The sequence below is a fragment of the Sporolactobacillus sp. PKPK-6 genome (assembly GCF_056678885.1).
Window position 1 is genome coordinate 81,593 of sequence record NZ_JBWXPA010000001.1, and the last position, 13,164, is coordinate 94,756.

A 13,164-nucleotide genomic window follows, 5' to 3' on the forward strand; every position below is an offset into this window, starting at 1 on the left:
TAATGGGTAGCCTGAATAATTTACGTGAAGAAGACTTGCTGCGCGAAGCTAAGATAATTTTAAAAGAAAAATTCGGCTATCATCAGTTTCGCTCCGGGCAGCAAAAAATCATACAAGATGTTTTAAATGGCAGGGATGTATTTGCGATGATGCCGACGGGAAGCGGTAAATCGCTGTGTTATCAAATTCCCGGTTACTTACTTAATGGCACCGTATTGATTGTTTCACCGCTTTTGTCGTTAATGGAAGATCAGATTAACGCATTGCGCGCCGCAGGTGAAAGGCATGCCCGAGCATTGAACGGAATGATGCACGCACAAGAACGCATCCGCGTGCTTCGTCATTTGGAAGAGCTGCGTTTTCTCTATATTTCCCCGGAGATGCTTTGCCGTTCTGACATACGTGAAGCTTTGGCAAAAATAACTATTTCGCTTTTTGTCGTTGATGAAGCACATTGTGTATCTCAATGGGGACATGAATTCAGACCGGACTATCTGCAGCTTGCCCGTATCAGAGAACAGCTTGGACATCCAGCCTGCCTCGCCGTGACTGCAACAGCGGATGAACGTGTGCGAGAAGATATCATTCGATCTTTGGAGTTGCATGAGGTTGCTCAGACGATCATGAGCGTTGACAGGACGAATATTGCACTTGTTGTTCGGAACGTTTCCAATGACGATGAAAAAATGGAACAATTGTGCAAGCTGCTCCGTACCACACGTCTTCCGGGAATTGTTTATTGTGCAAGCCGCGACTGGACTGAGAGACTGGCTGAACTGGTACGACGACAACTCGGACTTCGTGCAGCTTTTTATCATGGTGGAATGGAGTCAATAGATCGGAGAAAAATACAAAACCAATTTTTGGATAATCAATTAGATCTGCTTTGCTGTACCAATGCATTTGGTATGGGAATTAACAAACCAGACATTCGACTGGTCGTCCATTTTCATTTTCCGGCAACAATGAATGCATACCTTCAGGAAATCGGCCGTGCTTCGCGTGACGGACAGCAAGGTCTTGCCGTTCTTTATTATTCACCGCAAGATAATCAATATCCGGAAGGCTTTATAGACAGCAATTTTCCCGAGGATGCCTTTTTGCTCCATACGTTACATGAGTTAGATGAAGGAGTCCTCACAATAAAAAACAAAGATCAATTTTTGAACGATTTACAGGAGCGAGGATCAAGCGAAACCGCAGCTCGGTTCATTTATGAACGGATACGGGAAAAGCCTGCCTATCAATCCTTTCACTCGATTTTTAAACGAAGCAAGTCGATGATCGAGCAGCGCCGACGGGTATTATTGAACGATCTCTCTATCATGAAAAATTATTTAACGGCTACAGAATGCAGAAGAGCCTATTATTTAAAGGTTTATCATGAAGATTCACATGAGAAGCCCGTTTATTGCTGCGATCAATGCGGGATCAATCTTGCCGATTTTGATTCGGTGAACTTTGAAGATACAGTGATTAATCGAAAGCAGTTGATGAGTTGGGAAGAAAGGCTGTCCTATATTTTTAAAGAAAGCGAAAGGTCGAAACAATGAGCCGAACTGATCTTCATTTATCCGATTCTGAGATGCGTCGAGCTCTTTATTTCTCTCAAGGCCTGCTTTTGCTGCTTTCAATGACACTTATTAAACTGTTCAACTTGTCATTTCCTCTCGCGACTTGGTACAAAGTCAACGGGTTAGAACTTATGATCGGTTTTAGTTTCGGAGTGGGTATGGTTTCCATCCAAGCTATTGCCGAGCATGTCTTGCCAAATGCATGGTTTGATGACAAAGGAATAAATGAGCATCTGTTACGCGCATTTCCTCTGTCAGCGCTTGTACTCATTATGGCTGCTGTTTCGTTAATTGAAGAGACTCTATTCAGAGGTATTCTTCAGCACTTACTAGGATATGTTGCTGCCAGTCTTATTTTTGTCTTTTTACATATTCGTTATGTGACGAAGCCGGCGCTTTTAGGAATAACCCTTGTTCTAAGTTTTGGTCTCGGTTTTCTATTCGTTCAAACGGGTAGTTTGCTGACACCAATCACAGCACATTTCACAATTAATACGTTGCCTATTGCGCTTAATTATTTGAAAAAGGGTCGTCTATGATGTGCTTGATTAACGATTTGTAACCTGTGATTGTCCTAATTTCATGGTCACACTCATAGTTATGAATGTGAGAGAGGTGAAGGACATGTCGCTTCAAGAGTATCACGATAACGGTCGGATTTCTGGAATTACGTTAACTATTTTAACAGAGCTCATTAAAAGAAAAAAAGAAAAAGACAAATGGAAGCATAGAGAAGCAATCTTTGGTCTTTGTCTTACCTTATTTGCAGGTATTGGAATCGGCTATACTTTTTTCATTCATCCCGGTATGCTCGAATCAATGCGCGATTTACGTATGTTGATCAGCCGTCCGGCGAGCTGGATTTTCTTGATGATTTGCGCTGTGTTTCTGTTATTCTTTACTTATTGTCATGGTGAGCGCGAAGATGCTGAGGATGATTATGACGATTTACGGGAAGAGATCATTGATCGCACGGAAGAACTATGGATGAATGATCAGCCGGATCAGCTTGGCAATACGGCCCGTTACGGAATTCTTCGACATTTGAAGAAGGAATTTGATATCAATTTATTTTATAAATAATTACAAAAACGACCGCTTCTATTAGGCATGAGAAGCAGCCGTTAAATTGCCTGTTTTTATTCGTTAAAATACTCTTTTTTTTGATTGTTCCTCTTTTAGTAATTCAACTGCTTCACGAAATCTCTGTGAGTGAACGATTTCACGTTCGCGTAAAAAGCCTAAAGAATCATTAATTTGGGGGTCATCGGAGACATTAATGATCCATTGATAACTGGAACGCGCCTTTTCCTCTGCTGCAATGTCTTCATAAAGATCAGCGATTGGATCTCCTTTTGATTGGATGCCCATGTTAAAGTTTTGCCCGGCAGCATTATGATAATAGATTGATTTACCATGATCAACATAATGTTCACCTAAACCGGCTTCCTTTAACTGTTCAGGTGTCGCATCTTTAGTTAGTTTATACACCATAGTGGCGATCATTTCCAAATGGGCAAATTCCTCGGTTCCGATGTCATTGAGTAAGCCCATAACGCGGCTAGGTATTGTGTATCTCTGATTTAAATAGCGAAGGGCAGCGGCCAGTTCGCCGTCAGCGCCGCCGTATTGTTCAATCAGAAATTTTGCCATTCTTGGATTACAGATGCCGACACGCACCGGATACTGCAATTTTTTTTCGTAATACCACACAAATATCGGCCTCCTCGGTCATCGTTTATACTTGCCATGGCCAGGGTGTATCCTTCCATTGCCATGGATAAGCGGATAGACTGTGCCCAAATTGTCTTAATGGGCCGTACCGTGCTTCAAATCCGTCACGAAGTTCGGCACTTTTCTTAGCGGTTGAATTGAACTGCTTAAGTGCTTCAAGGTCATTAGGATGAGTGTCTAAATAAAGAGTCAGTTCAACAAGAGTAAAATCAACAGCTTGGAGTGCCTTCAGATCCGAGTAATAGCTGTCCGGTACTTGTATCGGTTCATCCATCTGTGTTCAGCTCCTCTCTTTTTGAGAGATATGGATTGGTATATGGTGTAAATAATCCCGGCCATAATGTGCCGTGTGTCAATGCTTCAAATGGTGAAAACTGCTCCATGCCCCGCGGCTGAAAACCTAGATAGAGCTGCACGGGTGTCTCATAAGAAATGGGTCCGAGCGGTGGACATGGATCATTTGGACTGACGTATGGAGTGTACCATTTTCTGGATGTAGACAAATCAGCGCCTCCCTTCTTGAAATCATTTTTCTATTCATCATTTCTTTATATGCTATCCCAGCTCGTACATAGACCCAATGATTTCATCGATTTTTTTAAACGAGAACGTATAAGCACACGTTCGTTCGAATCTTTTAACATTGGCACTATTCATATGCCTTATGATACGGAGTGATTTCCAATGACTGTTGATTTATTGGCTGTGGCAATAATCCTTTTTGTGATTTTAATTACTTACATGTTTTGTGAGGCGCATATGAATCGATTAATCTCCATCAATCTTGAGATTGATGATTTGCCCGAACCTTTTATTGGTGAGAAGTTATTTTTTATCTCGGATATTCATCGGCGCACGATTTCAAAAAAGTGGCTGGAGTCGTTTAAGGATTCCCCAGACTACATTCTTATTGGAGGAGACCTGACGGAAAAAGGAGTGCCTCTTTCGAGAGTGCGCACAAATATTCAATTGCTGTTGAATCTCGGCCCTGTTTTTTTCATTTGGGGAAATCATGATTGGGATTCCGGATATGATCGTTTAAAAAAACTGCTTGATGAAAGCGGCGTTTCGATTTTAAATAACACGACATATACTGTAACTAAAAGTGGTGCAGCACTCAATTTTTCGGGATTAAATGATTTGCTGCATCACCACGCAAATTTAAATAAAACACTTGCAGCGAGAAAAAGCGGAGTGCCGACGATTCTTTTCAGTCATAATCCAGATATTAAGAAAGCGCTGACACCACAGATGGGCATTGCTTACTGCATTTCAGGACATACGCACAGCGGACAAATTAACTTATTCGGATTTACTTTAAAAGAGAAGGCAGGGGTAAAAGAACTGCCGTTTGGAACACTAATAATCAGTAGCGGTTACGGGACAACTAAACTGCCTTTGCGTTTAGGTGCAAAGCCTGATGCATTAATGCTTACTTTCAAGCAGAGATGAATTGGAAATGTGTAAAAGCATGTACAATTATGTCTTTGCGTTGTATACTACACTCAAGTCTCTCGTTCGACTATTGGTCGGCGAATTTGTTCTTGTCTCTCGTCGTTTGGATGCATGTCCAGGCAAGAGACACCGAAATTCGTCAAGATCATATAACTATAGTATAAGTTTGCGACACTACACTAAAGAGATTAGGCTGGACGGCAAGGAGGACATTTGCGATGCGACTGGAACGTTTAAATGGCGACAGGATTAAAATATTCCTGACTTTTGACGATCTCAAAGAACGAGGCATTACAAAAGAAGATATGTGGCACGACTTGCCGAGAGTCGAGAAATTATTTCGGGATATGATGCTTGAGGCGGATGACGAATTGGGTTTCGAAGCATCCGGTCCCATCGACGTTGAAGTATTCTCCCTCCCGGCGCAAGGAATGGTTGTCATTGTGTCAAGAGGAAGAAAAGATCGTGATGATGAATCCGACGATGACTTTGAAGATGACGAAGATTTCATTCAAATGCAGGTGACATTGGATGAAAGTCAGGACGTACTTTACCAGTTTGAGCAATTTGATGATGTGATTTCACTATCGAAAACACTTCATGATTTAGGAATTCGAACAGGAAGCCTATTTCTATTTGAAAACAAATATTATATACATTTTAATGAACAGCATTTATCGGACGCATTCGATATCGAAACGCTTGTCGCTATCCTTGCGGAGTATGGAAATACATCAACCATTACCATTTACAGACTTGAGGAATATGGTAAATGTCTGATAAAAGATATTGCTGTATCCGAGTTATATCGCTATTTTATTAAAGCTCCGCATTCTTGATCACGCGGAGTTTTTCATTGCGGTTACTTTGTCATCGTTATGGAGAAGACGGGATGACTGGTTTATTAAACTTTATGCACCCGCACGCCGCTTGATGAATCAATTGTTGCGTCAAAGGAAAGAAGACAGAGACAATGGTGTGCAGAAAATAAGAAAGGAAGATTTTGGTGTCGGTTGATCAACGGGATCTTTTAACGAAGCACAAACGCGTCTTAGCATCGGCTCAAGCGATGATTAAAGAATCGCTTGCTGAACTTGGCTATTCGCAGGATGTATTTGAACTATTGAAAGAGCCGCAGCAAATCCTTGCTGTCCGGATACCTGTTAAAATGGATAACGGACAAGTTCGCGTTTTTTCAGGTTACAGGGTTCAACACAGCTTTTCAATTGGCCCCACCAAAGGCGGTGTCTTATTTCATCCTGAGGTTTCGGAGCCTTTAATGAAAGGCCTATCTTTGATGAACAGCCTTAAAAACGGTTTACTCAACATTCCTTTTGGCGGTGCAAAAGGCGGTGTCATCTGCGAACCGAGGGAACTGTCTTTTCATGAGCTTGAACTTCTAAGTAGAGGATACATACAAGCAATTCGTTCAGTTATCGGCCCTTATCAAGATATACCTGCGCCAGATATTTTTACCAATTCCCAAGTGATGGCCTGGATGATGGATGAGTACAGTAAATTATGCCCGGATCAGTCTGCCGGATTTATAACCGGTAAACCAATTGTTCTGGGAGGCTTGAAGAGCCGTGAACATTCGGCTGGTCGCGGTATCGTTTTATTCATTTCTGAAGCAGCGAAAAAGAAAGGCATTGATTTGCAGCATTCGACCGCGATTGTGCAAGGATTCGGGTCACTCGGAAGCTATGTTGCTAAATCGCTGGCCGACTCGGGAGTCACTATTACCGGACTTTCAGATGCCTATGGAGCGGTTTATCGTTCATCGGGATTAGACATGAATACATTGATTGAATGTCGGGACAGTTTCGGAACCATTACAAAACTTTATAAGCACACCTTGACAAGTCAGCAACTTGTTGAGAAGCCTTGTGATATTATGGTGCTTGCTGCGGTTGCAAATCAAATTACAGATAATAATGTTCTTAAAATCAAGAGTAAACTTGTGGTTGAGGCAGCGGATGGAGCAGTGACCGATGAGGCAGCCAATTGGATGACACAGAATGGAATCCTTTTTATCCCTGAAATTTTGACAAGCTCAGGTGATATGACCTCTTCTTATATTGAATGGGCTCAGAACAGACAAGGATTGATCTGGAGCAAAGAAGAGGGAGAACGTCGGGTTCGGCAAATTTTAGCTGATGCTTTTACTCGCGTACATAATATAGCTGAGGAACGCGGTATTTCATTGAAGGCAGCGTCTTGTTTTGCTGGGGTTTACACACTTGCAGAGTCTGCACGTGTGCGCGGTTGGATTTAAATGAATGGATGAGAAAGAAATAATGATAGCTTTAAACGGTTATGGTGTATCCATAATCGTTTTTTTTGTGCTGTTCCTCAATGCATAAAACCATCTTTTCTTGGAAACATAAAGCTGATTTCAGAGTTTCAAGGAAATCATATGAACTATTGAGTGGCTCTATGTACACTCCGGGGAGGATTAAGTCATTGAGAAAACGACTGATTCGAGGCATATGTGCTGCTATTCTTGCATCGCTCCTGTTGTCTCATACTTTTGAAGCCGATGCATTCTCAAATCGAGTCATTATGCGCGGTGATACGGGAGAAGATGTCGTCGAACTTCAGGCGCGTCTTCAGTACATTAGCTTCTATAAGGGAAAAATTGACGGTTCATTTGGCTATGGAACCTATTGGGCATTGCGTAATTTTCAGTCCCAATTTGGTTTGACCGTTGACGGTATGGTGGGAAGCACGACCAAGCAAAAATTAATAAAAGCTTCTCAATATGACCAAGCCTTTGTCAATCGCAACATAAGAGAAGGAAATGAATTCACTTATTATGGAGGAGTCCCGCTTAATCAGCAAGTGAAGAAGAGAAATACTCAGTCATCGGGTGGCAATTCAGGCAATGCGAACAATAAGTCCGGAGGTGGGAATACACCGCAGCAAGGCGGCAACTACACAATGGATAACTTGCCTCAAGGTTACTCTAAATCAGATGTGAATCTGATGGCAAATGCGGTTTATGGAGAATCACGTGGTGAGCCATATATAGGCCAAGTTGCTGTTTCTGCGGTGATTATCAACCGAGTGGCAGACCCACGCTTTCCCAATAATATATCCGATGTCATTTTTCAGCCGGGTGCATTTACAGCGGTCTCCGACGGACAAATATGGCTGACACCGAATGAGTCGGCTAAGAAAGCAGTAATGGATGCAATTAACGGGTGGGATCCTTCGAATGGGGCTCTCTACTATTTTAATCCGGACACAGCAACATCTGCGTGGATCTGGACTAGACCTCAGATTGGGAAAATTGGCAAACACATTTTTTGTAAATAGGGGGGACGCATATGAAACGCCGTTATTGGATTGCCGGTTTGTCTGTCATCGCGGTCGCTCTGCTGATCGGTCTTGGCGTTTGGGGCTATCAGGAGCACCAAATGAAGAAGACAGTGATGATAAACGCGGAAAATCACTACCAGCAAGCTTTTCATGAACTGACTTATTATGTTGATTCTTTAGAAGAATCTCTTGGGACGGCGCTTGCCATGCAGTCACGAGAATCAATGCGTCCGCAACTCGTGGAAACTTGGCGATTAAGTGCACTTGCTCATGCGGCAGCCAATGAACTTCCGCTTACCTTTTTGCCGTTCAACAGAACCAATGAATTTCTCGCGCATGTCGGTGAATTCACCTATAATACGGGTGTTAAAACGATTAATGATCGCCCATTAAGTAATAAAGAATCCAAAAATCTTGCAAAACTTTATACAGAATCCATGACAATACGAGACGAATTAAGAGATGTTCAATCGAAGGTAATGTCGCAGCACCTGCGTTGGATGGATGTTGAACAAGCTCTTAAAAGTAAAAAACAAAATCAGGATAATCAAGTCATTGATGGAATGAAGCGGGTGGACGGGCAAGCGACCGATTATACGCAAAGCTTCAGCCCTGAAAACCCGCGTAATGTTGTTCTTGAAAAAAAGAAGATTAATCCGATGAAAGGAGCACAGATAAAAAGCAGTCAAGCGGTTGATAATTTAAAGAAGTGGGTCAATAAACCGCACGCACAAACACGCAAAGTTACTCAGACTGGCAAAGGGTCAAATGTTCCTGCCTACGAAATTGCTATGAAGGATAAAGGAAGATCGTTGAACGCATCGGTAACAAAAAAAGGTGGCCATATTGCTTGGTTTCTTTTTGAACGTCCGGTTGAAAAAGAGACCATAAATCTATATGATGCCTCGAAAAGGTCAGAAACTTTTCTGAAACAGCGTCAAGTAAAGGATATGATTTTAACAAAACGTAACAAATATAATCATGTTGCCGTACTAACTTATGTGCTTCAGAAAAACGGTGTTCGTGTCTATCCCGCATCGATGAGAATAAAAGTTGCGCTTGATAATGGTGAAATACTTGCATTTGATCAAACAGACTATTTATTTAATAAGTATGACGATGTTCCGCTTCAGCCTAAACTCTCAGAGAGTGAAGCTCGGAAACAACTGAATCCCAATCTAAAGGTACAGGAATCGGATCTCGCTGTTTTTCAGAACGCGATGTTGAAAAATGTGCTTTGCTATGAATTTTTTGCGACGCGAGCAAATGATACCTATCGTGTCATGCTGAATGCTGAGAATGGAGATCAGGAAAAAATAGAACTTTTGAAGGAATAGCAGATGGATGCTGGTTAGATCTGTTTCCAAGGGGCTTGGCTGAACCGAGGATTCTACTGTATAATGAACACAAGGTGCAAGACTTTTGGAGTAATTTGGCAAAAGATGAATTCATGGTTGATTGAAAATGCGGAGGAGACGATCATGAAACTGAAGGTTGGCGGAACACTGGTCTTAGAACAAATGAACAATCATGCACAAAGTGTGCGCTATCGATGCAAGCTTGCCGAAGTTAAAGACAATGCATTGCTGATTGATTATCCGATTGAAGAAAAAACAGGAAAAACACCAGTGCTTCTGAATGGAACTGTATTTACGGCTATATATATTAATGACAGTCAAGTCTTTCGTTTTCCGACAACGTTTATTCAACGAATTTCTGGTCAGGTTCCTTTGATGCTCATGAGTTTTGACGGTGAGGACAGCATGGAAGAGATTCAGCGTCGAAACTATGTCCGTGTGGAAGCGAACTTGGATATTGCGATCCATTCAAGTGAGGGGGCATTTCGCCCATTTACAACGATGACCAGTGATATTGGCGGCGGTGGATCATTAATCAACTTGCCCGATGATTTTCCAATTGAAGAAGAAGATTCGATTGTATCCTGGATTGTTCTTCCAATGACTTCAGGTGCTGATCAATATATCAAGGTGCAATCGAGAGTCATTAGAATTTTTACTGATAAACACACAAATGGGAAAAGGGCGACCATTAAATTTTTGTTGCAGTCAGAGAGAGAACGCCAGCCGATTATACGCTTTTGCTTTGAAAAGCAGCTGGAAGCAAGGAAAAAACTGCTCGAAATGGAATCGCGCAGACATAAAGGCTGATAGACAGCAAAATGTTTTTAAATAGTCAAACAATCAGTCAAGACAGATGGGAGTAAGCAGGTATTATGGAGAATTTATTTCAAGTAGCAATTGACGGACCGGCAGCTGCAGGAAAAAGTACAGTTGCCAAAATTGCTGCAAAAACATTGGGGTTTGTTTATATTGATACAGGAGCGATGTATCGATCGCTCACGTATAAAGCACTTAAAGAGAAAGTCAATTTAAATAATGGGCAAGCGTTGAAAGAATTGTTGGATTCAACAGAAATTAAACTGGTACAAGGTGTCAGGGGACAGAAGGTGTACGTGGACGGAGACGATGTGACTGACCTTATTCGCTATCCTGAGGTCTCCGAACATGTCTCACTGGTTTCTTCTTACGAGGCTGTGCGAGCTGAGATGGTGGACCGTCAGCGCAAATTAGCACAATCGTGCAGTGTTGTCATGGACGGACGAGATATTGGAACACATGTTCTTCCGAATGCGCAGGTTAAAATATTTTTAATTGCTTCAGTTGAAGAACGAGCAGTTCGCAGATATCGGGAAGAACTGCAAAAAGGCAGACATCCGTCCATGGAAACACTGAAGGAATCCATTGCACTCAGAGACAAAAAGGATATGGAAAGAGATGTTTCCCCACTTGTTAAAGCAGCAGATGCAGTGGCACTTGACACCACTTCGCTTAGCATTGAGGAAGTGGTTGAGAAAATTCTGCATTTTGTAAAGGAGAAACAGCCATCTTGAATCTCTATTCTTTTGGAAAAACATTAGTTAAAGTGTTTTATAAACTAACTTTTAGAATCCAGGTTATAGGGCGGGAAAACGTTCCTGAGCAGGGCGGTACACTGATCTGCAGCAACCACCTTTCTAATTTTGATCCACCGATGATCGGTATCAGTCTTGCGAGACCATTAAGTTTTGTTGCTAAATCTGAGCTCTTCAATATCCCGGGCTTTGGTCGGCTGCTCAGCCACTTAAATGCTTTTCCAATAAAGCGCGGCACCGGAGATCGTGGCGCACTCAGAGTAGCAGTGAAGCTTATCCGAGAAGGACATGCATTGCTTATTTTTCCTGAAGGACACAGGAATCTGGAACATACGCCATTGAAGAAAGGCCTTTCAGGAGCAGGATTCTTTGCACTGCAGACGGATGCGGTTGTCGTTCCTTGTGCAATAATTGGCAACTATAAATTCAGAAGCAAGATGAAAATCATTTTTGGCAAACCGATTAACACGAAAGAAATGAAAGAATTAAAGATGAAATCTTCAGAGGCAAGCGCAATCATCATGAAACATATTCAGGCATTGCTTGATGAATACACAGAGCCAACTGCTTGACAAAAGCGTCTATTTGTAAGAAGTTATGAGTAGGATATTTTCTCGGTTGGTTAATTAAAGGAGGTCCCGGAGAATGGTTGAAGAAGTAAATCATGAAATGGCATCTTTTGATGCGATTGGTGTAGGCGATGTAGTTAATGGAAAAGTAACAAAAGTTGAAGAAAAACATGCGTTAGTTGATGTTGGATATAAAGTGGACGGCATTCTGCCAATCAGCGAGCTTTCAAGCCTTCACGTTGAAAAAGTCTCGGATATGCTTCATGAAGGTGACGAGATCAGTGTAAAGGTAACAAAGCTGGAAGATGATGAACTCGTCCTGTCGAAACGTGAAGTTGACGCAGACAGAGCATGGGGTGATCTCGAGGCTAAATTCAACGAAAAAACTACATTTTCCGTTGAAATTGCTGATGTTGTTAAAGGCGGTTTGGTTGTTGACTTAGGTGTTCGCGGGTTTATTCCAGCTTCTCTTGTTGAACGTCATTTTGTTGAAGATTTCAGTGACTATAAAGGCAAACCACTTGATGTTAAAATCGTCGAATTAGATCGTGAAAAGAGGAAAGTTATCCTTTCCCATCGTGCAGTTTTGGACGAAGAAGCGGATCAGAAAAAAATTGAGACGCTTCAAGGGATTAAAGAAGGTTCCGTCCTTGAAGGGACTGTTCAACGGCTGACTGATTTCGGCGCATTTGTAGATATTGGCGGAGTTGATGGACTTGTTCACATTTCTCAACTTGCTCATTATCATGTGGAAACTCCTTCAGAAGTCGTCTCCGAAGGGGATAAAGTCAAGGTCAAAGTTTTATCGGTAGATCCTGCTAATGAACGGATCTCACTGTCAATTAAAGCAACTCAGCCTGGACCTTGGGAAACGGCAAAATCGAAGATCAATGCCGGTGATGTTCTTGAAGGAACAGTGAAAAGACTAGTTCCATTCGGTGCATTTGTTGAATTGCTCCCAGGTGTTGAAGGCTTAGTTCATATCTCCGAAATTTCACATGATCATATTGGAACTCCTGAAGAAGTGCTTTCAGAGAACCAGCAAATCAAGGTGAAAGTTCTGGATGTGAATTTTGATGAACAACGTGTATCGTTGAGCATCAAAGCACTTGAAGAACCAAAAGCAGAAAATCATGCAGAACAGCCTGCTGAAACACCTGAGATTGAAGAAGCAACAACAGGTTTTTCCCTTGGTGACATGATTGGCGATCAGTTAAAAAAATATAAATAATTTAATGCGTGAACATGAAAGAGGCGGAAAATGTTTGGAAGCTTACCTGCTCCCTGCTTTTTCCGCTTTTTCAAGGCTGTGATGGAATCTTAATACTGATTTGCATAGGTTATTGCTGCATGGGCAATAAATGAGATATACAATTCGAGAACGTTTAATTTTTGGACCTCTCCTGTTAAAGGAAAGGTTTCTTTTATGATTAGCTTTGTTCATTAATATTTGATGAAGTGATTAGTGAAAGATGAAGAACCCTTGCTAGATCATCACTGATACGAAATCATTATGATGAGTAACAAATTGATGATGATAGAACAGAGGAACCAGGGGGAAATTTGCCCCTAAGTAAAC

15 protein-coding genes are annotated in these 13,164 nt (G+C 41.8%); 12 read left to right on the plus strand and 3 right to left on the minus strand.

The annotated features are described in order from the left end of the window. The first annotated feature begins 2 nt into the window (after positions 1-2). From AC1MBV_RS00440 to AC1MBV_RS00450, 3 genes are all read left to right on the plus strand, one after another. On the plus strand, positions 3-1,553 hold the full coding sequence (locus AC1MBV_RS00440) for a RecQ family ATP-dependent DNA helicase (RefSeq protein ID WP_255748057.1): 1,551 nt from the start codon (positions 3-5) through the stop codon (positions 1,551-1,553). Further along, entirely contained in the window at positions 1,550-2,113 is a 564-nt protein-coding gene (locus AC1MBV_RS00445) for a CPBP family intramembrane glutamic endopeptidase (RefSeq protein ID WP_255748058.1), read from the plus strand. The genes AC1MBV_RS00440 and AC1MBV_RS00445 overlap by 4 nt, the downstream gene beginning before the upstream one ends. Positions 2,114-2,198: 85 nt before the next feature. Then, on the plus strand, positions 2,199-2,657 hold the full coding sequence (locus AC1MBV_RS00450) for a DUF2663 family protein (protein WP_255748059.1): 459 nt from the start codon (positions 2,199-2,201) through the stop codon (positions 2,655-2,657). A 63-nt stretch (positions 2,658-2,720) separates the two neighbouring features. Here the strand turns inward: AC1MBV_RS00450 and AC1MBV_RS00455 are convergent, their stop codons facing one another. The 3 genes from AC1MBV_RS00455 to AC1MBV_RS00465 are packed head-to-tail and all read right to left on the minus strand — an operon-like array spanning position 2,721 to position 3,811. Further along, positions 2,721-3,287, minus strand: coding sequence for a manganese catalase family protein (locus tag AC1MBV_RS00455; protein ID WP_255748061.1), 567 nt, complete (start codon positions 3,285-3,287; stop codon positions 2,721-2,723). A gap of 25 nt (positions 3,288-3,312) precedes the next feature. Continuing rightward, positions 3,313-3,582 carry a spore coat protein CotJB gene (locus AC1MBV_RS00460; protein WP_255748062.1) on the minus strand — a complete coding sequence of 90 codons (270 nt, stop codon included), beginning with the start codon at positions 3,580-3,582 and terminating at the stop codon, positions 3,313-3,315. Continuing rightward, a complete protein-coding gene (locus tag AC1MBV_RS00465) occupies positions 3,575-3,811 on the minus strand; it encodes a spore coat associated protein CotJA (RefSeq protein WP_255748064.1) in 237 nt (78 codons plus the stop codon). Before AC1MBV_RS00465 ends, AC1MBV_RS00460 begins: the two co-directional genes overlap by 8 nt. Positions 3,812-3,992: 181 nt before the next feature. Here AC1MBV_RS00465 and AC1MBV_RS00470 point away from each other — a divergent pair, with 181 nt between their 5' ends. The 9 genes from AC1MBV_RS00470 to rpsA all read left to right on the plus strand — a co-directional run bounded on the left by AC1MBV_RS00470 (position 3,993) and on the right by rpsA (position 12,816). Beyond that, positions 3,993-4,760: a metallophosphoesterase gene (locus AC1MBV_RS00470; RefSeq protein WP_255748065.1), complete on the plus strand. Its 768-nt coding sequence runs from the start codon at positions 3,993-3,995 to the stop codon at positions 4,758-4,760. 221 nt (positions 4,761-4,981) lie between these two features. Then, entirely contained in the window at positions 4,982-5,602 is a 621-nt protein-coding gene (locus AC1MBV_RS00475; protein ID WP_255748067.1) for a genetic competence negative regulator, read from the plus strand. 230 nt (positions 5,603-5,832) lie between these two features. Further along, the gene (locus AC1MBV_RS00480; RefSeq protein ID WP_255748184.1) at positions 5,833-7,038 is read left to right on the plus strand and encodes a Glu/Leu/Phe/Val family dehydrogenase; all 1,206 of its coding nucleotides are present in this window, start codon (positions 5,833-5,835) and stop codon (positions 7,036-7,038) included. A 188-nt stretch (positions 7,039-7,226) separates the two neighbouring features. Beyond that, positions 7,227-8,081, plus strand: coding sequence for a spore cortex-lytic enzyme (sleB, locus tag AC1MBV_RS00485; RefSeq protein ID WP_255748069.1), 855 nt, complete (start codon positions 7,227-7,229; stop codon positions 8,079-8,081). Positions 8,082-8,092: 11 nt separating this feature from the next. Next, a complete protein-coding gene (ypeB, locus tag AC1MBV_RS00490; RefSeq protein WP_255748071.1) occupies positions 8,093-9,421 on the plus strand; it encodes a germination protein YpeB in 1,329 nt (442 codons plus the stop codon). Between the two features lie 144 nt (positions 9,422-9,565). Then, the gene (locus tag AC1MBV_RS00495) at positions 9,566-10,252 is read left to right on the plus strand and encodes a flagellar brake protein (protein WP_255748072.1); all 687 of its coding nucleotides are present in this window, start codon (positions 9,566-9,568) and stop codon (positions 10,250-10,252) included. Between the two features lie 65 nt (positions 10,253-10,317). Continuing rightward, positions 10,318-10,995 carry a (d)CMP kinase gene (gene cmk, locus AC1MBV_RS00500; RefSeq protein ID WP_255748073.1) on the plus strand — a complete coding sequence of 226 codons (678 nt, stop codon included), beginning with the start codon at positions 10,318-10,320 and terminating at the stop codon, positions 10,993-10,995. Continuing rightward, positions 10,992-11,588 carry a lysophospholipid acyltransferase family protein gene (locus AC1MBV_RS00505; RefSeq protein WP_255748075.1) on the plus strand — a complete coding sequence of 199 codons (597 nt, stop codon included), beginning with the start codon at positions 10,992-10,994 and terminating at the stop codon, positions 11,586-11,588. Before cmk ends, AC1MBV_RS00505 begins: the two co-directional genes overlap by 4 nt. Before the next feature lie 73 nt (positions 11,589-11,661). Continuing rightward, on the plus strand, positions 11,662-12,816 hold the full coding sequence (gene rpsA, locus AC1MBV_RS00510; protein ID WP_255748076.1) for a 30S ribosomal protein S1: 1,155 nt from the start codon (positions 11,662-11,664) through the stop codon (positions 12,814-12,816). Positions 12,817-13,164 lie beyond the last annotated feature (348 nt).

Bases quoted from the DNA above. Each gene is read 5' to 3' on its own strand.
- AC1MBV_RS00440 (WP_255748057.1), top strand. From the start codon at position 3: ATGGGTAGCCTGAATAATTTACGTGAAGAAGACTTGCTGCGCGAAGCT.
- AC1MBV_RS00445 (WP_255748058.1), top strand. From the start codon at position 1,550: ATGAGCCGAACTGATCTTCATTTATCCGATTCTGAGATGCGTCGAGCT.
- AC1MBV_RS00450 (WP_255748059.1), top strand. From the start codon at position 2,199: ATGTCGCTTCAAGAGTATCACGATAACGGTCGGATTTCTGGAATTACG.
- AC1MBV_RS00460 (WP_255748062.1), bottom strand. From the start codon at position 3,582: ATGGATGAACCGATACAAGTACCGGACAGCTATTACTCGGATCTGAAG.
- AC1MBV_RS00470 (WP_255748065.1), top strand. From the start codon at position 3,993: ATGACTGTTGATTTATTGGCTGTGGCAATAATCCTTTTTGTGATTTTA.
- AC1MBV_RS00475 (WP_255748067.1), top strand. From the start codon at position 4,982: ATGCGACTGGAACGTTTAAATGGCGACAGGATTAAAATATTCCTGACT.
- AC1MBV_RS00480 (WP_255748184.1), top strand. From the start codon at position 5,833: ATGATTAAAGAATCGCTTGCTGAACTTGGCTATTCGCAGGATGTATTT.
- ypeB (WP_255748071.1), top strand. From the start codon at position 8,093: ATGAAACGCCGTTATTGGATTGCCGGTTTGTCTGTCATCGCGGTCGCT.
- AC1MBV_RS00495 (WP_255748072.1), top strand. From the start codon at position 9,566: ATGAAACTGAAGGTTGGCGGAACACTGGTCTTAGAACAAATGAACAAT.
- cmk (WP_255748073.1), top strand. From the start codon at position 10,318: ATGGAGAATTTATTTCAAGTAGCAATTGACGGACCGGCAGCTGCAGGA.
- rpsA (WP_255748076.1), top strand. From the start codon at position 11,662: ATGGTTGAAGAAGTAAATCATGAAATGGCATCTTTTGATGCGATTGGT.